Source organism: Desulfovibrio sp., assembly GCF_019422935.1.
GTDB lineage: Bacteria > Desulfobacterota > Desulfovibrionia > Desulfovibrionales > Desulfovibrionaceae > Desulfovibrio.
The window spans coordinates 55,569-77,136 of sequence record NZ_JAHZCJ010000012.1 but is presented as its reverse complement, the minus strand read 5'-3'; the positions used below and the strand labels follow the sequence as shown (position 1 = coordinate 77,136).

The following is a 21,568-nucleotide window of genomic DNA, read 5'->3' as shown; positions in this document are numbered from 1 at the left end:
TCCTTGTTTTTCAGGTAAACGTTAGTTGCTTGAGCCGTATTGCGGCAGAATTTTCTGCGCGGGCGGTTTGCCGGATGTGTCTGACACCTTGGGTGATGTTTGTAACGTTTTGGGCAAATCTGCGGACAGCCTGCCGGATGCGGCGCTTGGGGGGCCGCCCCACACAACCACCATCCTGGGCGGAGCCTCGGGCGAGGCTTCATCGCGCAGGGAGCGCAGGATTGCATGCAGTTCCTTTATTTCTTTGACGATATCGATGCTTTTTTCCGCAATATCAGCTGCGCTGAGGGTGCGGGTGAGCAGGTCGAGCCGTTGTTCCAGGCTGTCGAGCAAGGGGGAGTTGCGGCAAGTGCTTTTGCGTTTTGCAGGGGGCATCAGTTGCAGCCTCCCGCAGCATCGCCGCCTGTGCGGCACGCGAAGGCCGCACTACTTTGAGGCACGAGGCGCAGGCGGTCTTCCTGCCGCTCAAAGCTGTGCTCAAGCCGTTCAAGCAGCCTGTCCAGACCAGAGATGCGCACATTGAGCGCCTGGATTTCACCGCGCAGGGCCGCCAGTTCGTTGTGCAGGCCTGCCATATCAGCGGTATCGGGGGCGAGCCGCGGGTTATCCTCTATGGCGCTGAGCCTGCGGGTGGTTGCGGCTTCACGCCGGGTATCGCGCTGTACGTGCAGCAGGTAGTCCTCCTGCCGCACAAAGGCCCGCCGCAGGCTCCACAAGGCCCAGGCAAACAGCCCCTGCACAAGCAAAACAAGCAGGCTTGCCCCTGTGGAAGAAAAAATGTCCATCATTACAGTATCCTCCAGGCCTGCTGGCCTGCTCTAAAGTGCCTGGCTCTGCTTGCTGCACCATGATTGCGAGCGCGGGATGTCCTAAAATCCAAGCCCCAGCATGCCCAGCAGCAAGGTCATGATCTGGTTCAGGGCCGAGGGCGGCAGATGGTCGCGCAAGGCCGGGAAAAGCAGGGGGATGATGATGAGCCTGCCCGCGACCTCCCAACAAAACAGCAAGGAGAGCATCCAGCCAAGAAAGGAGCGCCACAGCCGCAATATGCTTGCTGGCGCGCCGCCAACTTCGGCCTCGTTGATGTGGCTTTGCGCATCGTTCTGCCTATTGCGGTCGGGCAGTATTTTGCCCACAGCGCCGGTAATGCCCCCCAACAGAGTTCCTAGCAGAGCCCACATGTCAGTTTGCCTCCCGCTCAAGTTCCGCAAGATACTGGGCCAGGGCCTTGACCCTGTTGCGCCAGCCTTCAAGAAACACTTTGAGGGACGGACGGCGGGCAGCCAGATCACGGTAAAAGGCATCGCGCAGGCGCAGTATCTGCCGGGCGGCAAACCACTGAAGGTTGGCTGATTCCAGCGCTTCGGCCAGTTCAGCCGTGCGCGGGCCGGGGATGCCGTCCTCGGCAATGGGCAGATAGTGGTCGAGCTGATCTTCGCCAACGGCGTTCATGCCCTGTTGCAACTGGCGTACGGCTCTGGCTGGCCCCATGTTGACCGCTCCATCGTACAGGGCCACGGACAGAGGCAGGGGCAGAGCGGCGCAGCCAAGAGCATCCCAGAAGTGCTTTTTAAAGAGCGCGGCGGCCTGCTGCCTGGTGCAGGCGCGGATGTCGTCAGCGTCCACATCGCCGTCCATATCCAGATCAAGGCCATTGTATGTGCAATTGGGGGTACACGCAGCGGAACAGCCGTCGCAGCTTCTGTGCTGGCGCAGGCATTCCTGCCGTGCCTGCTGGGCAAGATCCTGCACCCAGCGCAGGGAAACACCGTACTTGGTCAGACCGCCCGGATCAGCGGGATGATCGGTGAGGCCGCCTTCCCATCTGGCGGTAAAAGCATGGGCGGTATCAAACAGGTTGGGCATGATGAGGCTCCTTGGCATAGTGTGGCCGCAATCAGCGGCGTGAGGAGAACATGCCAAAAAGCCGGGCGCGCGTAAGACTGAAAGGATTCAGTAGCGTCAAAGGCGCAGGATGCGTTGTTTTTGCGGTATCTGGGCGGAAAATGAGAAATTGGTGGCAAAAAAAGCCAGCATAAACGCTGGCTTAAATTTTTTAGGGGCAGGGAATCTGCTGCCTTTGGCTTAAGTTACAGCGCATTATCTTGCTTTTGGGCAGAAATTTGCGCGGAATCTCCAAGCATCAGCAGCAGTTTGCCCTGCGGGGGAACGGAGCTCTCTTTTTTCAGAATCTGCCAAACGCGGCGGTCGGATACGCCGTGGCGGCGTGCCAGGCTGGACACCGCAGCCGTACTGCTTGAGCCGCGCCCTGTGCTGCGTGAAAAACCTTTGATGATCTCATGCTGGCGGACGCGGGTCATAAGAGCTGTACAACGGGGTACATAAAGGTTTGTGCCGCCAAAAGTCGCCATGAGCTTGCGCAGGCATTTAAGGCCAAGAGTTTTGCGCAGCGGATGAGTTCTGTCTTTGGGCACTTTGCGGGGGACGCGTATGCATTGCCCGCCAAAGGCGCGCAACACTCCCCAGAATTGTTTCATGTCATTCAGGGCCCGCCATATCTGGCGCGCGTTGTCTGGCAAGTGGTTGATAAGCTCCCTCCATTGTTCTTCAGTTTCAGCCATGCGCAGGGCATGGCCCCATGCGGGATTATTTTTGCGGCGTGCACGTGAATCACCTTCCGGTGCAGAGGTCTTCGCCGAAGATTTGGCGGGTTCTGGTTGGTTGTTATCGGGTTGTACTGGGTTAATGATCCTATTGGTCATAGCGCGTCTCCACTGGTTGGCAGGCGCGCGCGGACATGTTGATTGCGGGCGATTCTGGCGTTGAGGGGGGTGTTTGCGAGTGGATGAGGAACTGCGGGGAAAGTTCCCGATCCAGTTGGCAAGCCAGAAGACGCAGGTGGGCGATGACGAGGCGCAGTATGGGCTGCTGGATGGCGCACTCGCCGGAGTGTAAGAAATCCAGCACAGCGTTCAGGTTACGGATGTCGTCAGGAAATGCGGACATGCTATGCTCCAGAAATAGGAAATTAAATTTATTGGGCCGTAAAATAGAAAAATCACTATTTATGGGGATAGTCAAGGAAAAGTTTTATTTATAAGAAAAGTTTTAATATTATGAATTTATTAACATAAATTAAAAATTATACGCGAAATATGGCATCTTGACATCAATCTTCTAAAAGTTTTCTTTGAATTTTAAGGAAAACTTGAAATTACCTAAAAACAAATATAGATGTGTATAAACAGCTCGTTTTTTTTATAAAAAAATGTGAACTGCCTATGGTCGGCCATCTGATGCCACAGCATCTCAAGACAACAAAAAACAAGGGAAAAACATGAAGAAAGCACAAGCGCCCCTGGTATCAGCTTTTGGCGCGCGCATGCGTCAGCGCAGGGAAAACTTGGGTTTGCACAAGCAGGTGCTAGCAGACACGGTGGGTCTGAGCCTGACGACAATTCAGCAGTATGAGAATGGGCAGATGCCCAAGGGCAGTCACGCCGTGCGGCTCGCCGATGCCCTTGAGTGTTCACTGGACTGGCTGCTGGCCGGGCGTGGTGATTGCGGCAACGGTATGGCGCAGACGCCTGAAGCGCGGCTTATGATGGTTCCCATGGCTGAGGCCCGGCTCTCTGCTGGGACAGAAAGTTTTGAAAGCGGCGGCGAGGTGCTGCGGCACTATGCCTTCAGGTGGGATTTTTTGCGGCGCAAGGGCAACCCTGCGCAGATGGTGCTGTTGCGCGTCTCCGGCGACAGCATGCAGCCCCGTATTGTGAACAATGACGTGGTGCTGATAGACCAGAGCCAGCGTGAACCAGTGCCTGGGCGCATATACGCTGTGGGTGTGGAAGACATGGTCTATCTCAAGGTGCTGGATGCCATGCCGGGCAAGCTCATACTTACCAGCATAAACCCGGATTTTGCCCCTATCGAAGCCGATACCAGCGAGCAACTGGGCGGGCTGGTGCGTATCATTGGCAGGGCCGTATGGGTGGGGCGGGAGCTGGACTGAGCCAATCAACCCGTATGCGGCACGGTTGGCGCACACAGGGGCTCGACCTCGGCTGGAGTGCAGCGTCAGCCATACGCAGCAGATATCTGCCCCACCAGCACGGTCTGGCAAAACAAAGCCTGAGCCTTAGAGGCGGGGCAGCTACTGGGCTGCGCGGGGTCAGCCTGCGGTCAATTCTTGAGGGCTACGCTGGGGGCGGCGATTTTATCCATGTCGTGTTCGCTGGCAAGGTTACGGTTCCATGCGCGGATGGCTGCACCCTGCGACACCGACCATTGCTGAGAGGTTTGCCCGCAAGAACAGACAACGCGCCATACCTCCTGCCTGCGACCAGGGGGGAGCATGGATTCCAGATGGACATTGGTGCCGCCGCATGCAAGGCATGGGCGGATGGTGTGCGGATCAAGCTCTTTCATATAAGCCACCATACCAGTTTTGAAGCGGCATCACAAGGACTGCGTCTGTTAATAAAGGGCACCCGTGTGAAAGACGCAGCAGAGAAATATTTTTTTTACAGGCAGGGAGGGGCATTCTTAACGTTTTGCTGACGTGCATGTTTGCAATGTAAGTCCGCACGCGACATGTGGCGCGTTGCATAAAATTTTTAAGCACGTTTCTGGAGGAAATATGCGTTATCTGCTCGTTATGATCATGTCCCTCATGCTTGCCGCCCCGGCCTTTGCCGCCAGCACCACCGATGCTCCTGCTGCCCCTCATGCTGCCCGCAAGGCCAAGGGCGTGACAAAAGTCGCTCCGGTCGATACGGTAGCCAAGGCTTTGGCCGCTGCCAACAAAACCCCCGTGTCCGTTACCGGCACCATCGTGGAACCTGTGCAGGGCAAGAAAAACCGCTACGTCTTTGAAGACAGCACTGGCCGCATGACCGTGGCCCTTGGCAAAAAGGCCGCCGCTGCCGCGCATATTGAAGCGCAGAGCAAGGTTCACCTGACCGGCGTCATGGTGGTCAAGGCTGGCAAAGAAGGCGTGATGGCCGTGCGTAAGGCTGAAATGCAGCAGTAGACCGCGAAATTGCGGAAATTTCCCGATGTCCGCAGGCTGCGCCACAGTGCGCGGGCATCGGGAACTGCTTTTAAAATATCTTCTGCCTCCTGCCTTCACTCCCCACAGTAAATTAATCCATCCGGCGGCGCAGCCCGGCCTTTCTGGAGAACAGCATGCAAACAGTGCGCCCCGCCCCGTATCTTTTTATTCTGTTCCTTGCGTTCAGTCTTGTGATCTCTATGGAATCAGCTCCGGTCGCAGCGGGTTTTGAAGGGCCTGGCGTTGCCACCACCGTAACGCGGGCTGTTGACGTGCTGGGCGCGCAGGATGACGCGCCATGCGTTCTTGAGGGGCATCTGGTGGAAAAGCTGCCACGCCGCAAGCACCGCTACCTGTTTGAGGATCACAGTGGTCAGGTTGTTGTGGAAATCGACAACAAAATTTTTGAGCAACTGACGATCACGCCCAAGGACAAGGTGCGCCTGCAAGGGCATGTGGACTGGAACCGCAAGCGGCCCAACGAGGTGGAAGTGGATTCCATATCCGTCATGGGGCCCATAACGCCAAAGGATCTGCCTGAAACAGCGGCTCCGGCGCAAAAAACTGGCCCTGCAAGGCGCTGACAATGGCCGTTGCCCTTTTGCTTGTGGAGGACAACGAGGATATTCTCGCCAACCTCTACGCCTTTCTGGAACCGCTGGGCTATGAGCTTGACTGCGCGCGCAACGGCAGAACGGGTCTTGCCATGGCGCTTGACCAGCACTTTGACTGCATAGTGCTGGACATAATGCTGCCCGGCATTGACGGCATAAGCCTGTGCCGCGAACTGCGCGACAAGCACCACAAACACACTCCCATCATCATGCTTACAGCCAGGGATGCCGTGGCAGACCGGGTGCAGGGGCTTGAAGCCGGGGCTGACGATTACCTCGTCAAACCTTTTGCCCTCAAGGAGCTTGAAGCCCGCATACGTGCCCTGCTGCGGCGTGGGCGCATGTCTTCCGGCAATAGCGCCGATGGCGGGGCTGTGTGGACATATGCGGATCTGACATTTAATTCGGGCGAGCACTGGGCCGAGCGGCAGGGCCGCCGCCTGCGCCTGAGCCCCACGGGTTTTCGCATTCTTGATGAACTGATGCGCGTTGCGCCCGGCCTCGTGCGGCGCGAAGACCTGGAGCACGCCCTCTGGGGGGACGACCCGCCGGAAGGCAGCGCCCTGCGCACCCATATTCATGAGCTGCGGCGCGAACTGGACAAACCCTTTGCCGCCCCCCTGCTGCACACCGTGCCGCATGTAGGCTATCGCCTGAGTACCGACCCCGGAGACAACGACTGATGCCCCGGCCAGAACCACCGCTTGCAGGCAGCTACGCAGCCGCACCCCGCCGCAGAACCAGCATCCGCCGTCGTCTGCTGGCGGCTTTTGTGTTTCTGGCCCTGATCATGAGCGCGGCCCTGGGCATCGTGGGGCGGCTCTCCTTTGATTCGCTGGCAACCTACCTTGTGGGCTGGCACGCAAGACCCGTGATGGAAGCCTTTATTGAGGCAGAAAAACGCGCCTGGGAAGCCGAAGACAACGGCGGCGGCAACCTCTATTACGGCGAAGACCTTGCCGTGGTCATGCACTGGCGTTTTCTTGTGGGCAAGCAGGTACCGCAGCAGTGGCAGGAGATGCCGGACGGCCTGCACTTCATCAACCACATGGAAGAATTTATTCTCATTGAGCGCAGGGATGACGTCATCTATGTGCTTAATGGCGGCACGGGCGCTTTTTTGGCCCTGAAGCAGCGCCTGAACCGTATTTTGTTGCTCTGCGCCGTCAGCGGCCTCGCGCTGGCGGTTGTGCTGGCGGTTGTGCTGAGCCGCCGCCTCACCGGGCCGCTCAGCAGGCTCACCACTGCTGTGGAAAGCCGACCCCCGGAGCGTATGCAGGCCCATGCGCAGGAAACGCCGGATGGCATGGCTCCCATTCCGCTGACAGGTCTTGATGACGAAGTGGGCGTACTGGCGCGGGCTATTGCTGCGCGCGAAGAAGCCCTGCAACGGTTTGTTTTGCGCGAAAGCAACTTCACGGGCGATGTGAGCCATGAGCTGCGTACGCCGCTAACAGTTATGCAGGGCGGCCTTGAAATTCTTGAACTGCAACTGCAAAGGCTGCCGCAGGCTGAAAGTCTCGCCCCGGTGGTGCAGCGCCTGTTGCGCACAACGGCTCGTATGTCCAATACCGTGCGCACCCTGCTGATGCTGGCTCGCCGGCCCGAAGAAATAGAATTTCAAACGCTGGATTGCAGCGCTTTGCTGTGGGGGATAGTGCGGGAAATGGAAGGGGACGGTCTGCTGCATTGCTCTTCTGCTTCCGGCCGCTTGCCCGATCCTGCTCCTGTTAGTAGTACTGACTTGGCCTCTGAATTTGCCTCGGGCCTTGCTGATGCACCGTCTCAATCGTCTTTTTCAGGTAATGATGCCCCCTCCCATGAAACTGCCACGGTGCCCACGCCACGCATCGCTGGCAAAAAAGCGCACGGGCGAGGCCCGGAGCAGCGCCCGCCTGTAGCTTTGCAAGCTGATATCGCCCCCACTGTACTGGCCCGTGGGCAAAAAGAACTGGCGGCGATCGTGTTCAACAATCTGCTGGACAATGCCTGCCAGTATACTGAAAATGGGCGCGCCAGTGTTTCCCTGTGTCAGGGAGAGCTGCTTGTTCGCAATCGCGGGTGTATCCCCCCTGGTGTTGATATTTTTGCCAGGGGTGTGCGCTGTACCCAAAAGGCAGTCAGCGGCAGTGGCCTTGGTCTTTCGCTGGCGCTCAGAGCCTGCGAAAGGCTTGGCTGGCGGCTTGATATGGTTTCAGATCCGGCAGACGGCGAAGCTGTCTTCCGTGTAATATTTTCTCAGACATCTCATGGAGTTGACATATAATGCCCGGTCTTCAATCTCGGCAGAGCATGGCCTCTGCTTTTGGTTTGTTTTCAGGCAAGCGTCGATGGGTGCTGCTTTTGCTGCTGGCAGTGGTTGCGCTGCTGTGCTGGCGTTTATTTTTTAGCGGCAATCAGGCGCGCCGCGGCATGGGTATGGATACGCCGCCCGTGCGGGTTGCCGCCGCTCTTGCTCAGGATGTTCCCCATTTTCTCAATGGCTTGGGCACGGTGCTGCCCTCAAGCGATGTGCTCGTGACCAGTCGTGTGGACGGCCAGTTGCAACGCCTGCATTTCAAGGAAGGCCAGCGGGTCAAGGCTGGCGACTTGCTGGCGGAGATCGACCCTAGACCTTTTCAGGCCACGCTGGATCAGGCGCGCGGGACTCTTGCCAAGGATCAGGCCCAGCTGGACAATGCCCGCAAGGATCTGGCCCGCTATGCCAAGCTTGCAGAGGGCAATTTTATTGCGACACAGCAGTTTGAAACCCAGCGCGCCCTTGTGCGCCAGTACGAGGGCACGGTAGAGGCCGACAAGGCCGCTGTGGATTCCGCCGCTCTCCAGTTGAGCTACAGCCGCATCACGGCCCCCACATCGGGCCGCCTGGGCCTGCGCAATGTGGACGAAGGCAACATGATAAAAGCCTCGGACACATCCGGCATTGTACGCATTACCGAGGTCAGCCCCTGTGATGTCGTGTTCACCCTGCCGGAAAGTCAGGTGCCGCTGGTCGTGCAGGCTCTGCGTGCTCACGAAGATGACGTTGACCGCCGCCCCTTGCCTGTTCAGGCCTGGGACAGAGAGCAGAAACATCTGCTTGATGTGGGCGGGCTGCTCTCGCTGGACAACCAGATTGATCTTTCCACCGGCACGGTAAAGCTCAAGGCGCGTTTTCCCAACACGGAAGGGGCCTTGTACCCCAACCAGTTCGTTAACGCCCGTTTGCAGGTGCGCGTCATTAAAAATGCCGTCACAGTACCCACCTCGGCGGTGCAGCTCGGGTCGCGCGGAGCTTACGTCTATGTGGCGGCCAAGAATGGCAAGGGGCAGGATGCCGTAACGGTGCGACCTGTAACCCCCGGCATTGCCACGGACGCCCTGACCGTTATTGATAAGGGCCTTGAACCAGGCGAACAGGTGGTGGTAGACGGTCTTGACCGCCTGCGCGATGGTATTGAAGTGAAAATTACGGCCACCGCAGAAACGCCCAAGGCACAGCCCGCAGAATAGCAGCCCGGCGTAGCCGGAATGCCCACCGTGTCTTCCACCCCTTCCCGCAAGGGGGAGCACCCGCCATATGAACCTATCGCGCATATTTATTTTACGGCCCATCGCCACCTCGCTGCTCATGGTGGCCCTGTTTCTTTCAGGGCTGCTTGGATACCGCTATTTGCCCGTGGCGGCCCTGCCTCAGATAGATTACCCCACCATTCAGGTCCAGACGCTCTATCCTGGCGCATCGCCTGATGTTATGGCCTCTGTCGTCACGGCCCCCCTTGAGCGCCAGTTTGGCCTCATGCCCGGCCTTGTGCAGATGAGTTCCCTTTCCTCCGCCGGCGCCTCGGTGGTGACCCTGCAATTCGACCTCACGCTTGCGTTGGATGTGGCCGAGCAGGAAGTGCAGGCGGCCATCAACGCCGCAAATAACCTGCTGCCCAGCGATCTGCCTTCGCCGCCCATTTACAACAAGGTTAACCCGGCGGATCCCCCGGTCATCACCCTTGCCGTCACCAGCGACGCCATGCCCCTCACCCGGCTGGAAGACCTGGTAGACACACGCATGGCCCAGAAAATCTCGCAACTGCCTGGTGTGGGCCTTGTGACGCTTTCAGGCGGGCAGCGCCCCGCCGTGCGGGTGCAGGTGAACCCCAAGGCGCTGGCCAATGCGGGCCTTACCTTGGCGGACGTGCGCACGGCCATTTCCAAGGCCAACGTCAACAACGCCAAGGGCAGCTTTGACGGCCCGGAACGGGCCAGCACCATTGACGCCAACGATCAGCTTGCCTCTGCCGATGCCTATGCCGAGGCCATAATCGGCTACAAGGACGGCGGCCCTCTGCGCCTGCGCGACGTGGCCGAAGTGGTGGAGGGTGCGGAAAACGCCCGCCTTGCAGCCTATGTGGCAGGGGAGGGCATGAGCTTTCGGCCTGCAATCGTTCTCTCGGTGCAACGCCAGCCAGGAGCCAACGTCATAGACGTTGCAGACAGGGTTTTGCGGCTTTTGCCCGTGCTCAAGCAAACCTTGCCCGGCAATGTGGACGTGCGCGTGGTTACGGACCGCACCACAACCATCCGCGCCACGGTACACGATGTGCAGCTTGAATTGCTGCTGGCTGTGGCGCTGGTGATCTGGGTTATCTGGCTGTTTTTGCGCAATGCCAGGGCCACCATTATTCCTGCTCTGGCTGTGCCGCTTTCGCTGGTGGGCACCCTTGGCGTCATGCATCTTGCCGGGTACTCGCTGAACAATCTCACGCTCATGGCTCTGGTTATCGCCACCGGCTTTGTGGTGGATGACGCCATTGTGGTGATTGAAAATATCTCGCGCTATCTTGAGCAGGGGCAAAAACCCGTGCAGGCCGCCCTGACCGGGGCAGGGCAGATAGGCTTTACCATTATTTCGCTGACCATTTCGCTGGTGGCGGTGCTTATTCCCCTGCTGTTCATGGGGGATGTGGTGGGGCGGCTGTTCCGCGAATTTGCGGTAACGCTGGCCGTGACCATTCTTATTTCTGCGGTTATTTCACTCACGCTCACGCCCATGCTCTGCGCCATCATGCTGCGCCCCGAGCAGCATGACGGAAGTCATGCGCAGCAGGAAGACGGCAGTTTTTTTACGCGTCTGCTGGCCTGGTATGAAGAAAAACTCGATTGGGTACTGCAACACCAGAGCCTGACTCTGGCTGTGGCGGTGGGAACGCTGGTGCTCACGGTTCTGCTGTACATTGGCGTACCCAAGGGCTTTTTTCCTGTGCAGGATACGGGCGTCATCCAGGGGGTGGCCGAAGCGCCGCAGGATACGTCCTTTGAGGCCATGGCCGGGCGGCAACGCCAGTTGGCCGACCTCATACTGCAAGACCCTGCGGTTGAGAGCGTGGTGTTTTTTGTGGGTGTGGACGGCGTCAACCAGAGCATGGGAACTTCACGCCTTTCGGTGGAACTGAAGCCGCTGGATGACCGTGATGCCCGCGCGCCTGCCATTGCGCGTCGCATTATGGAAAAATCCACTGCTCTGCCCGGTATGACTCTGTATTTGCAGCCTGTACAGGATCTGACCATAGAAGACCGCATTTCACGCACCCAGTACCAGTTTTCAATAGAAGCGCTGGACAGGGATCAGCTGGATCAGTGGCTGCCGCGTATTGTGAACGCCCTTGCCCAGCGGCCAGAGCTTGAAATGGTCACCAGCGACTACCAGAATCCGGGCCGCATGGCATGGCTGAACATTAATCGTGACGCCGCTGGCCGCCTTGGCATAAGCATGTCGACCATTGACAACGCTCTGTACGATGCCCTTGGGCAGCGGCTGATTTCAACCATTTTCACGCAGACCAACCAGTACAAGGTCGTGCTTGAAACCGCCCCCCGTTTCCGCCTGGGGCCGCAGTCCATTGAAAATATCTATGTTACGGGCGGCGACGGCAAACCAGTGCCGCTCACAAGCCTGGCAACGCTTGAGGAGCGCCCCGTGCGGCTCTCCATTGCGCGTCAGGGGCAGTTCCCGGTGGCGACCATTTCTTTCAACGTGGCGCGCGGCTCTTCGCTGGGCGCGGCGGTCAAAGCTGTGGAAGAAACCGAAAAAGAACTGGAGCTGCCCACGGCCCTGCGCACCCAGTTGCAGGGCGCGGCCAAGGCCTTCACCACATCTACGGACAATCAGGTCTGGCTTATTCTGGCGGCCATCATCACCATGTATATCGTGCTGGGCGTGCTGTACGAAAGTTACGTTCACCCCGTCACCATTCTTTCCACCCTGCCGTCTGCGGGCGTGGGGGCGCTGCTGGCCCTGATACTGGCAGATATGGATCTTGGCGTGGTGGGTATCATCGGCATCATCCTGCTCATCGGCATCGTCAAGAAAAACGCCATCATGATGATCGACTTTGCGCTGGATGCAGAACGCAACGAAGGCAAGGAGCCGCTTGCCGCCATTCGTCAGGCTTGCCTGCTGCGTCTGCGGCCCATCCTCATGACCACAATGGCGGCTCTGCTGGGCGCATTGCCCCTTATGGTCGGCTGGGGCATGGGCGCGGAATTGCGGCGTCCTCTGGGCGTGACCATGGTTGGCGGGCTTATTTTCAGCCAGGCGCTCACCCTGTTCACAACGCCTGTTATCTATCTGTGGTTTGACCGCGTGAGCCGCCGCTTCAAGGGCCATGCGGCAGACAGCGGAGCAGGGCAGGGCGGAACCGCAGCCAGGAGCAAGCCTCCGCAAGAGGCCCGGCCATGAGTAAAGAACGGCAAGACGCGGATAATCCGCCTCTGCAAGGCCCTTCTGCTGAACAGGCCGACAATGCCGTCACCTCGGCAAAGCCGGAGGGGCAGGCCAGCCCTGGCCGTGCGAGCAGGCTCAAAGCCCTGCTGGAGCAGGGCCGCAGGCACCGTTTTGGCCCGGAGGCTCTGCCGGCCAATCTTTCTGCTCCGTTCATCCGGCGGCCTGTTGCCACGGCCTTGCTAACCTTTGCCATTGCCCTTGCAGGCATAGTGGCTTTTGGGCTGTTGCCCGTGGCCCCCCTGCCGCAGGTGGATTTTCCCGTGGTGATCGTGCGCGCCAAGCTGCCCGGCGCAGGGCCGGAAACCATGGCCGCCACGGTGGCCACCCCTCTTGAACGTTCGCTTGGGCGCATTGCCGGGGTCACGGAAATGACCTCCAGTAGCACATTGTCCAATACGGAAGTCATCCTTCAGTTCGACCTTGACAGAAACATTGATGGCGCGGCCAGAGACGTGCAGTCCTCCATCAACGCCGCCCGCTCCAATCTGCCCACCATGCCCTCCAACCCCACCTACCGCAAGGTGAACCCGGCGGGCGCGCCCATCATGATTCTGGCCATTACCTCCGACGTGCTGACCCGTACCCAGCTGTACGATGCGGCCTCAACCGTGCTTGCGCAGAAAATTTCGCAATTGCCGGGCGTGGGCGAGGTCATTGTGGGCGGCGGCGCACTGCCCGCCGTGCGGGTGGACGTGATCCCCGATGCGCTCAACCGCGCGGGGCTGACCATGAGTGATGTGCGCACCGCCCTGGCGGCTGCCAATGCCTTCATGCCCAAGGGGCAAGTGGAGAGCGGCGGCCAGTTCTGGCTGATCGGGGCCAGCGACCAGTTGCGCAAGTCTGAAGACTACAAGTCGCTTATTGTTGCCCGCAGGGGGGATAAAACCGTACGGCTTTCCGATGTCGCCGAGGTCAAGGACGGGCCGGAAGACGTGCGCGCCATGGCTGTATCTGACGGCAAACCGGCGGTGCTGCTGATTGTGTTCCGTTCGCCTGGGGCCAACATTATTGAGACAGTTGATCAGGTAAAGGAAATGCTGCCGCAGTTGCGCTCATGGCTGCCGGAGAGTGCTGATCTGGGGCAGAGGCTTGACCGCTCGCTGACCATCCGCGCCTCGCTGCGCGAAGTGGAAAAAAGCCTTGCGCTTTCCATGGCCCTGGTGGTGCTGGTGACGTTTCTGTTTTTACGCAACGGCAGGGCCACGGCCATTCCGGCGGTGGCGGCTCCCGTGTCCTTGCTGGCGACCTTTGGTGTCATGTATCTGTGCGGCTACAGTCTGGACAATCTCTCGCTCATGGCCCTGACTGTTTCCACTGGCTTTGTGGTGGACGACGCCATCGTGGTGCTCGAAAATATCGTGCGGCGGCTGGAAATGGGCGAAACACCCCTGCGCGCCGCCCTGCGCGGCGCTCGCGAGGTGGGTTTTACCGTCGTTTCCATCTCCATTTCGCTGGTGGCGGTATTCACGCCCATTCTGTTCATGGGTGGGTTGGTGGGGCGGCTGTTCCGAGAATTTTCAGTGGTTCTCACCACTGCAGTGCTGGTTTCCATGGTTGTTTCGCTGACCACAACGCCCATGATGAGCGCCCGCCTGCTGCGCTCCAAGACTCATGAAGATGCCGCAGCAGCTCAGGCCGCCGGGATGGGCTCGGGCGGGCTTGTGGGATGGTGGCGGCGTGTGCTTGCCCGCGTGGGGGACTTCTGGGGGCGCATGCTCTCCGGCATGCAGCAGGGGTACGCTGCAACCCTGCCCGTGGTGCTGCGGCACCCGCGCCTGACCATCTGCTCGCTGTTGGTGGTCATTGCCGCCAATGTGTGGATGTATGTGGTTGTGCCAAAAGGATTTTTCCCGCAGCAGGATACAGGCGTTATCATGGGCGGCATACGTGCCGACCAGAGCGCTTCGTTCCAGGCCATGCAGGAAAAGCTGCGCAAGCTCATCGGCGTTATCAAAGCCGATCCAGCCGTGCAGCACGTTTCGGGCCATATCAACGGCGGGCGCGGCGGCGGTGGGGTGTTCATAGCCCTCAAGCCCCTGCCGGAGCGCAAGATAGACGCCATGGGCGTTATCGGGCGGCTGCGTGCCAAACTTGCTGCAGAACCGGGCTTGCAGATTTTTCTGCAACCAGCGCAGGATATCATGATGGGCGGGCGCGGTTCGCGCTCGCAGTATCAGTATACCTTGCAGGCCGATAATCTGGATGATCTGCGCTCATGGGGGCGCAAGTTGCAAAGGGCTATGGCCGCAAACGCCCTGTTCAAGGATGTGGACAGCGATATTGAGGAGCGCGGCCTCGAAACGCTGGTCAAGGTGGATCGCGACGCCCTGGCCCGCTATGGCCTGAGCATGAAGGATGTAGACGCCGCCCTTGGCAATGCCTTTGGGCAAAGTCAGGCATCGACCATCTATCAGGATAAAAACCAGTATCATGTGGTGCTGGAATACGGGCCTGACTGGTTGGCCGGGGCCGATGCTCTTGGCAAGGTGCGCCTGCCGGGCACAAGCGGTCTTGTGCCGCTGCTCAGCGTCGCCACTGTGGTTCCCGCTTTTGCGCCTCTTTCTGTAGCGCATCAGGGGCAGTTTGCCGCAGTGACCATCTCTTTCAACCTTGCGCCCGGTGTATCGCTTTCTCAGGCGCAGGAGGCGCTGGCTGCCATCAAGGCGGAGCTTGCCATGCCGTCTTCTGTGGTGAGCGGTTTTCAGGGCACGGCAAAAATGTTCAGCGATACAGCTGGCAATCAGGTTGTGCTGGTGCTGGCGGCATTGGCCGCGCTGTATATTGTGCTGGGTATGCTTTATGAAAGTCTCATTCATCCGCTGACCATTCTTTCAACCCTGCCTTCGGCGGGCGGCGGGGCCTTGCTGGCCTTGATGGCCTGCGGCATGGAGTTCAGCGTCATTGCGCTGATCGGCGTATTGCTGCTCTGCGGCATTGTCAAAAAGAATGCCATCATGATGATCGACTTTGCTCTGGAGGCATCGCGCACGCGTAATCTGCCGCCGGATAAAGCGATTTTTGAGGCCTGCATGCTGCGCTTCCGTCCCATCATGATGACCACGGCAGCGGCCATTCTTGGCGCCGTGCCTCTGGCCCTTGGGCATGGCGATGGCGCGGAAATCCGGCAGCCTCTGGGCGTCACCATCGTGGGCGGGCTGCTTGTCAGCCAGCTGCTGACGCTCTACACAACCCCGGTGGTCTATCTGTGCCTTGACCGTCTGAGCCACCGCTTCAACCTCTGGCGTAAAGCTCGGCGTCGCTCGGTGACGCGGCAGAGTAAGGAAATCGTAGTTAAACCATAAGTTTTCTGCGCAGCCCCATTGCCCTTTGCCTGTATTTGGGAAAGGATATGGTCATTCCCCCCACCTGATGATCCAGCGAGGAATGTCATGTACCACCACACACTGCACATCCTGCTGCTCAGCTCGGATCCATTGCTGGAGGCCTCGTTGGGCGCTGCCGCGCCACGCCCCGGTTTTGCCCATATAATTACTGCCGACCATGATCCGGAGTCTGACGCTCAGGCCCAATGCGCCGGGGCCGATATTGTGCTGCTGGACGCTCCCTGGCTTGAATATCTGCCCGCCATGCGCCAGGCCGTCAGATCAGGCGCCCTTTTCATCTTTGCGGGCGAGGTTCAGCCTGGGGCAGAATATCTGCCTATGCTTGATGATATATGGCTTGGCCCTGCAAACAGCACGTTGTGGGATTTTCACGTGGCGCGCCTGCTCGATGCCGTGCGCCAGCACCGGGATCATGACCTCGCAACACTACACCTGAACACAGTCATTGACCTGACCACAGACCTTGTGTGGTTCAAGGATGCCAAGGGCGCACACGTAAAGGTGAACGAAGCCTTTTGCCGTCTTGTGGGCAAAAAACGTGAGGTTGTTGAGGGGCGCGGGCATTATTTCATATGGGATCTTGAGCCGGAGGAATACGCGCAGGGTGAATTTGTCTGTCTTGAGACGGATCAGATCGTCATGAACTCACGCGAGGTGGGGGTTTTTGATGAGGTGGTTAAAGCCCCGCAGGGCATGCGCCAGTTCAAGACGCGCAAGGCTCCCCTGTTCAATGTCGACGGCAGTGTTATGGGAACTGTGGGTATTGCTCGCGATGTGACCGACATTGCCAACATGACTGCGGAGCTTGACCTTGTTTTGCAAAGTATTCCCTATGCTGTCATGCTTCTGGATGCGGACAGGCGTATTGTCAATTTTAACGAGCGGTTCAGAAAGCTCTTTGGCATCACCGATACGGATTACATCATCGGCGAAAAGCGCGAGGTTTTTCGCAAACGGGCCGTTGAGCGCCTGGGCTTTGCGCGCAACGGCAAGCATGTAAAAATGCGGTCAGCCGTGGATGGACACGAGCGCGTTATTGATATGTATGAAGAGGATATCCTTGACATCTTTAATAATGTGATCGGGATGATCTGTATCTACCGTGATGTTACCCGGCAGCGACAGGTTGAAAAGCGGCTCAAAGAGCGGGCCAATACTGATGAACTGACGGGCCTTTTCAATCGTCATTATTTTTTCAAGCAGATACCCGTTACTTTGCCTCTGGGGGCAGGGCTTGCCTATGTGGATCTGGACAACTTCAAGTATGTCAACGACATATATGGCCACTATACGGGCGACAAAGCCCTGGTGCTGACAGCCCAGTTGTTGCGTAAGCACCTGCGGGGGACGGTGATCGCCCGCTTGGGCGGGGATGAGTTTGCCGCCTACTTCCCCGAAGGGTGTACGGAAGAAAATCTGTGCACCTGCGCCAGCGAACTGCTGGCCGCCATGGTTGAGGCGTATGACGCGCACGAGGCGTATCAGGGGCTTTCGGCCAGTATTGGCGTTGTACTGGTTGAGGATCAGGGCCTTTCGCGCGAAGATCTGGTGCGGCGGGGTGATCTGGCCATGTATACGGCAAAGCGCCTTGGCAAAAGACGTTACTGTTTTTACACAACCAGCCTTGAGTAACGGGCGGGGCATTCCCTGTGGAAGTGCCGCCAGCACAGGGCAGACACGGGCCGGATTGGGCCGAATTCGGGTGCAGACCATGCGTGTTCCAGCATTTGAGCTTGAAGTATTTTTTGGCAAATACGAATTTTCTACGCCGTATCTTCTGGCGCAGTCAGACTGCGAGGCCATGAGTATTGATGCCCTGCTGGGATTGGAGCCGGATGCGGCCTCAGCCCGGCAGGATTTTTTGAACACCAGCCTTGGCTATGGCGAAAACAACGGCAGGCCCGATCTTCGCCGCGCGGTGGCAGGGCTGTACGCGGGTATGGCCGAAGAAAACGTGGTGCTGTTTACCGGTGCGCAGGAAGGTATTTTTGCCTGCATGAACACCCTGCTCGAGCCGGGCGACCATGTGGTATGCATGTTCCCCGCCTATCAGTCCTTGTATGAAGTTGCCCGAAGCATGGGCTGCCATGTGGACTTTTGGCATCTGCGTCAGACGGAGCAGGGCTGGCAGGGAGATATGGATGAACTGGCAGCGTTGCTGCGGCCCGACACCAAGGCCATTGTGCTCAATACGCCGAACAATCCCACGGGCTTTACCCTGAACCCGGAACAGACCGGCAGGTTGTGCGAGCTGGCCCGCCAGCGTGGAGCCTGGATTTTCTGCGATGAAGTCTACCGGGGATTGGGCTGGAACCCGGAAAGTGCAAAGTCAGGGGCCACCGCAGGTGCGCAGCAGGCAGGCGACAACGCACCCTGGATTGCAGACGCGTACGAAAAGGGTATTTCACTCGGCGTGCTCAGCAAGGCCTACGGCTTGCCGGGTTTGCGCGTGGGCTGGCTGGCCTGCCGGGACACCGCACTGATGGAAGACGTGGCGCGCTACAAAAACTATCTGAGCATTTGCGGGGCAACCCCCTCGGAAGCGCTGGCCCTTGTGGCTCTGCGGCATGGGAAACATCTGCTGGCAAAAAATCGGGCTATTATTAGCGAGAACCTCAAGACGGCAGACGCTTTTTTTGCCCGTTATGCCAGTCTGTTTACGTATAACCGCCCACAGGCTGGCCCCATTGGCTTTCCTCGCATACGGCTCAGCGAGCCAGTGGCGGATTTTTGCGAAAGGCTGGCCCATGAAGCCGGAGTTTTGCTGCTGCCGGGTTCGGTATACGGCATCAAGGAACCGTATTTCCGCATAGGCTATGGCCGCAAAAGTTTTGCTGCCCATCTTGCCCGGTTTGAGGAATGGCTGGTGAAAACGGGCCTTGCGTAAAAATAACTTAAAATGTTTGGGGCCTGCCCCGCCATATGCAACAAACCCCGCGAGACGTAGCCCTGCGGGGTTTGTTTTCAGAATTGCGGAATGGCGCTGTCTTTGCCTGCGTTGACGGCATCAAGATACCGCGCCCAGGCTTCGCCAATGGCAAAAAGCTTTTCGCGGGGGATTGCCGCGCTGTCATACGTAATCAGCATGGAGCCGCTGACGCTGTTGCCTTCCACTGCGTGCACGCCGTTGATGGCTTCCATCTTCTCTCGGGCCAGCCGTAACACGCTTTCGTGTCGCAGGGCGGGATGGCGTATGCGGACCCTGCCGTCTACAAAACTGCGCACATACCTAAGCAGATGGATGGCGTTCATAATGGAACTCCTCGCCGGGCAGGCTTTTCGGCAGGTGGGGGCGCATGGCGTTAAGGGCAACGCCAAGAGTGGTCAGGTTATGCAGCAGGGCAGAAACTCCTGGCCCAAGCACCATGAACAGGCCTCCCATCAGGAACAGGCTGTTGAGGGTCATTGTGGCCACAAAGTTCCCGTGAATCCGGCGCAGGGTGTGGTTACCCAGCAGGCGGGCGCTGACCAGCCCCTCAAGGCTGGGATGGGTCAGCAGCACATTGGCCACTTCGCGGGCCAGATCCGTGCCATCGCTCATGGCAACGCCGACATGCGCCGCTGACAGGGCAGGGGCGTCGTTGATGCCGTCGCCCACCATGAGCACCTTGCAGCCTTCTGCCGCCAGTTCCTGCACAATGCGGGCTTTGTCCGTAGGCAGCACCTGCGCGCGAAATTCCGTAATGCCCACCTGCGCCGCCACGGCTCTGGCCGTACGCTCGTCATCGCCCGTCAGCATAAGTACCCGGCGCATGCCAAGGCCGCGCATGGCTTCAACTACACGTGCCGCCTCGGGCCGCAGGGGGTCTTCAATGGATACCAACCCGGCGGCCTGTCCGTCCTCGCTCATGAAAAGCAGGGAGCGGCCAAGCTCGGTCTGCTGGCCGATAGCTTCAGCAAGGGGCGAAAGGTCGACGCCTTCGTCATGCTCAATGTAGTGGCGGCTTCCCACCCGCATTTTTTTACCGTGCAGGGTGGAGGCAACGCCGTGCGCCACCACGTATTCCACGTGGGCGTGTTCCTCCGCGTGTTGCAGGCCTTCTTCCTCAGCCTTACGCACAACGGCGCGGGCCACAGGGTGGGGAAAATGTTCTTCAAGGCAGGCCATGATGCGCAGCACTTCATCACGCTCAAAGCCAGGGGCCGGGATGACCTCCACAACCTTGGGGCTGGCCTGGGTTAGGGTGCCAGTTTTATCAAAGACCAGCGTATCAGCTTCGCTCAGGGCCTCAAGGTAACGGCCGCCCTTGATGGCAATGCCGTGGCGTGCGCCTTCGCGCATGGAGGCCAGCACCGCCAGCGGCGTGGCGAGCTTGAGGGCGCACGAGTAATCCACCAGCAGCACGGAAGATGCGCGGCGGAAATCGCGGGTGATCAGCCACACAAGCCCGGCAAGGCCAAAGGTAAAGGGCACAGCCAGATCAGCCAGCCGTTCAAACTTGCCCTGCACGCCCGCCTTGAGCGATTCAGACTCTTCAATAAATTTTACAACCTGCCGCAGGCGTGTGCCATCGCCCACATGGCGGGCGCGGATCACAAGCCGCCCTTCTTCAAGGGCCGTACCAGCATAAACAGAAGCACCCTCTGTGCGGCGCACGCCAAGGGGTTCGCCGGTCATGGACGACTGGTTCACTAGGCCGCAGCCTTCGGCAACCTCGCCGTCAACCGGGATGGAGCCGCCAGCATGCACAACCACAAGATCACCCTCGCGCACCTGCGCCAGAGGGACGGAAACTTCGGTGCCGTCCACCAAAAGCCAGACATTTTCCACATTCAAGGCAAGGCTTTCGGTCAGCGAAGCCATGGAGCGTCGTCGTGTCCAGTCTTCAAGGGTCTCGCCCAGCCCCAGCAGAAGGGTAAGCATGCTGACCGTGCGGAAGTCGCCCATGATGAGCGACGCGCCAATGGCGGCAGCGTCCAGAACGTCAACGCTCAGGGTGCCGCGCAAAAGCGCGCCCAGACCTTTGAACAAAAAGGGCAGCGCGCCCATAACGCTGTTGAATACGCGCAGGGCCAGCGGCAAAAAGGGGCGCACGAAAACATAGCGCACCAGAGGCAGAAGCCCCTGAGTGGGCGAAAGTGCGCTTTCATAGTGCTGTCCCTGAATATCAAACTGAGCGCCTGCATCAGCCGCGCCCACCAGCAAGGTGAGAGCCGTGACGCGCGTTTCTTCGTTGTCATAAAAAATCAGCAGGCTGCCGATCAGGGCATTGGCGCGCACTTCGGTAATGCCCTCAAGTGACGCCAGGGCACCAGCCAGCGCCTCAATACGGCCTTCACCGAGGCAGCTTGATGCGCGCACGCGCATTCTGCCGGATTCCGGCGTTGTGATGCCACGCAATTCATGAACAATAAAAAAACGCATGCGCGCTCCTTGAAGCGGGGCGGCCTGAGCCGCACTGTCCTGAACGATCCTCTGCATACACTGAGGATGGAGAGTTTGCGTGCCGCCCGAATGCTCGGGCGGCACTGGCAGTTCAGCGCCGAAAAGGCGTTGCCAAAACTGCGGGATTAGGCCTCGGAGGCGTCCTTGGTGGTCTTGCGCTTTTCAGCGGCAAGGCGGGCCTCGGCGGTGAGGTCTTCCACATCTTCCTTGATGGCTTCAACCTTGCTCAGCAGGGCGTCTTTTACGTCCATGCCGCGGCTCAAAAGGTCAGTGGCCAGGGGCTTGAAATCCAGCTTGCCCTTGCTAACGGCCACCGCGCCGAGCACACCAAGGGCAACGCCGCCCAAAAACCACAATCCGCACTTCATGCCTTCGTTCATTTTCCTTCTCCTTGCTCGTGTGTGTCCAGATTCGGTCAGCGATTCCAGCATGCGGCAGATGGCCGAATCGAGA

20 protein-coding genes are annotated in these 21,568 nt (G+C 59.0%); 10 read left to right on the top strand and 10 right to left on the bottom strand.

Going from position 1 to position 21,568, the window contains the following annotated elements:
- Positions 1-21 precede the first annotated feature (21 nt).
- From QZ383_RS13905 to QZ383_RS13880, 6 genes are all read right to left on the bottom strand, one after another.
- Positions 22-375, bottom strand: a complete 354-nt coding sequence (locus tag QZ383_RS13905) for a hypothetical protein (RefSeq protein ID WP_291446311.1) — start codon at positions 373-375, stop codon at positions 22-24.
- Positions 375-788 (bottom strand): hypothetical protein, encoded by a 414-nt coding sequence (locus QZ383_RS13900; protein WP_291446309.1) that lies wholly within the window; start codon positions 786-788, stop codon positions 375-377. Before QZ383_RS13900 ends, QZ383_RS13905 begins: the two co-directional genes overlap by 1 nt.
- A gap of 81 nt (positions 789-869) precedes the next feature.
- Positions 870-1,181: a hypothetical protein gene (locus QZ383_RS13895; RefSeq protein WP_291446307.1), complete on the bottom strand. Its 312-nt coding sequence runs from the start codon at positions 1,179-1,181 to the stop codon at positions 870-872.
- Between the two features lies 1 nt (position 1,182).
- On the bottom strand, positions 1,183-1,866 hold the full coding sequence (locus tag QZ383_RS13890) for a glycosyl hydrolase 108 family protein (RefSeq protein ID WP_291446306.1): 684 nt from the start codon (positions 1,864-1,866) through the stop codon (positions 1,183-1,185).
- 224 nt (positions 1,867-2,090) lie between these two features.
- Entirely contained in the window at positions 2,091-2,723 is a 633-nt protein-coding gene (locus QZ383_RS13885) for a Mor transcription activator family protein (protein ID WP_291446305.1), read from the bottom strand.
- A complete protein-coding gene (locus QZ383_RS13880; RefSeq protein ID WP_291446303.1) occupies positions 2,713-2,967 on the bottom strand; it encodes a hypothetical protein in 255 nt (84 codons plus the stop codon). Before QZ383_RS13880 ends, QZ383_RS13885 begins: the two co-directional genes overlap by 11 nt.
- Before the next feature lie 331 nt (positions 2,968-3,298).
- Here QZ383_RS13880 and QZ383_RS13875 point away from each other — a divergent pair, with 331 nt between their 5' ends.
- Positions 3,299-3,973 carry a S24 family peptidase gene (locus QZ383_RS13875; RefSeq protein ID WP_291446302.1) on the top strand — a complete coding sequence of 225 codons (675 nt, stop codon included), beginning with the start codon at positions 3,299-3,301 and terminating at the stop codon, positions 3,971-3,973.
- Positions 3,974-4,143: 170 nt separating this feature from the next.
- Here QZ383_RS13875 and QZ383_RS13870 read toward each other — a convergent pair whose 3' ends face one another.
- A complete protein-coding gene (locus QZ383_RS13870) occupies positions 4,144-4,389 on the bottom strand; it encodes a hypothetical protein (RefSeq protein ID WP_291446301.1) in 246 nt (81 codons plus the stop codon).
- Between the two features lie 211 nt (positions 4,390-4,600).
- On the opposite strand from QZ383_RS13870, the gene QZ383_RS13865 reads away from it, so the two are divergent.
- The 9 genes from QZ383_RS13865 (at position 4,601) to QZ383_RS13825 (ending at position 18,616) form a co-directional block, all read left to right on the top strand.
- Entirely contained in the window at positions 4,601-4,993 is a 393-nt protein-coding gene (locus tag QZ383_RS13865; protein ID WP_291446299.1) for a NirD/YgiW/YdeI family stress tolerance protein, read from the top strand.
- Between the two features lie 155 nt (positions 4,994-5,148).
- A complete protein-coding gene (locus QZ383_RS13860; RefSeq protein WP_291446297.1) occupies positions 5,149-5,598 on the top strand; it encodes a NirD/YgiW/YdeI family stress tolerance protein in 450 nt (149 codons plus the stop codon).
- Positions 5,599-5,600: 2 nt separating this feature from the next.
- Positions 5,601-6,311 (top strand): response regulator transcription factor, encoded by a 711-nt coding sequence (locus QZ383_RS13855; RefSeq protein WP_291446295.1) that lies wholly within the window; start codon positions 5,601-5,603, stop codon positions 6,309-6,311.
- The gene (locus tag QZ383_RS13850; protein ID WP_291446293.1) at positions 6,311-7,894 is read left to right on the top strand and encodes a HAMP domain-containing sensor histidine kinase; all 1,584 of its coding nucleotides are present in this window, start codon (positions 6,311-6,313) and stop codon (positions 7,892-7,894) included. The genes QZ383_RS13855 and QZ383_RS13850 overlap by 1 nt, the downstream gene beginning before the upstream one ends.
- Complete coding sequence (locus QZ383_RS13845; protein ID WP_291446291.1) at positions 7,894-9,120, top strand: MdtA/MuxA family multidrug efflux RND transporter periplasmic adaptor subunit; 1,227 nt, start codon at positions 7,894-7,896, stop codon at positions 9,118-9,120. Before QZ383_RS13850 ends, QZ383_RS13845 begins: the two co-directional genes overlap by 1 nt.
- Positions 9,121-9,187: 67 nt before the next feature.
- Positions 9,188-12,340, top strand: coding sequence for an MdtB/MuxB family multidrug efflux RND transporter permease subunit (locus QZ383_RS13840; RefSeq protein WP_291446289.1), 3,153 nt, complete (start codon positions 9,188-9,190; stop codon positions 12,338-12,340).
- Positions 12,337-15,687, top strand: coding sequence for an efflux RND transporter permease subunit (locus QZ383_RS13835; protein ID WP_291446287.1), 3,351 nt, complete (start codon positions 12,337-12,339; stop codon positions 15,685-15,687). Before QZ383_RS13840 ends, QZ383_RS13835 begins: the two co-directional genes overlap by 4 nt.
- Before the next feature lie 87 nt (positions 15,688-15,774).
- The gene (locus QZ383_RS13830; protein WP_291446285.1) at positions 15,775-17,361 is read left to right on the top strand and encodes a diguanylate cyclase; all 1,587 of its coding nucleotides are present in this window, start codon (positions 15,775-15,777) and stop codon (positions 17,359-17,361) included.
- Between the two features lie 79 nt (positions 17,362-17,440).
- On the top strand, positions 17,441-18,616 hold the full coding sequence (locus QZ383_RS13825; RefSeq protein WP_291446283.1) for an aminotransferase class I/II-fold pyridoxal phosphate-dependent enzyme: 1,176 nt from the start codon (positions 17,441-17,443) through the stop codon (positions 18,614-18,616).
- Between the two features lie 77 nt (positions 18,617-18,693).
- On the opposite strand, the gene QZ383_RS13820 is transcribed toward QZ383_RS13825, so the two are convergent.
- The 3 genes from QZ383_RS13820 to QZ383_RS13810 all read right to left on the bottom strand — a co-directional run bounded on the left by QZ383_RS13820 (position 18,694) and on the right by QZ383_RS13810 (position 21,495).
- On the bottom strand, positions 18,694-18,981 hold the full coding sequence (locus QZ383_RS13820; RefSeq protein WP_291446281.1) for an HMA2 domain-containing protein: 288 nt from the start codon (positions 18,979-18,981) through the stop codon (positions 18,694-18,696).
- A complete protein-coding gene (locus QZ383_RS13815; RefSeq protein ID WP_291446279.1) occupies positions 18,959-21,094 on the bottom strand; it encodes a heavy metal translocating P-type ATPase in 2,136 nt (711 codons plus the stop codon). Before QZ383_RS13815 ends, QZ383_RS13820 begins: the two co-directional genes overlap by 23 nt.
- Positions 21,095-21,240: 146 nt before the next feature.
- Positions 21,241-21,495 (bottom strand): hypothetical protein, encoded by a 255-nt coding sequence (locus QZ383_RS13810; RefSeq protein WP_291446277.1) that lies wholly within the window; start codon positions 21,493-21,495, stop codon positions 21,241-21,243.
- Positions 21,496-21,568 lie beyond the last annotated feature (73 nt).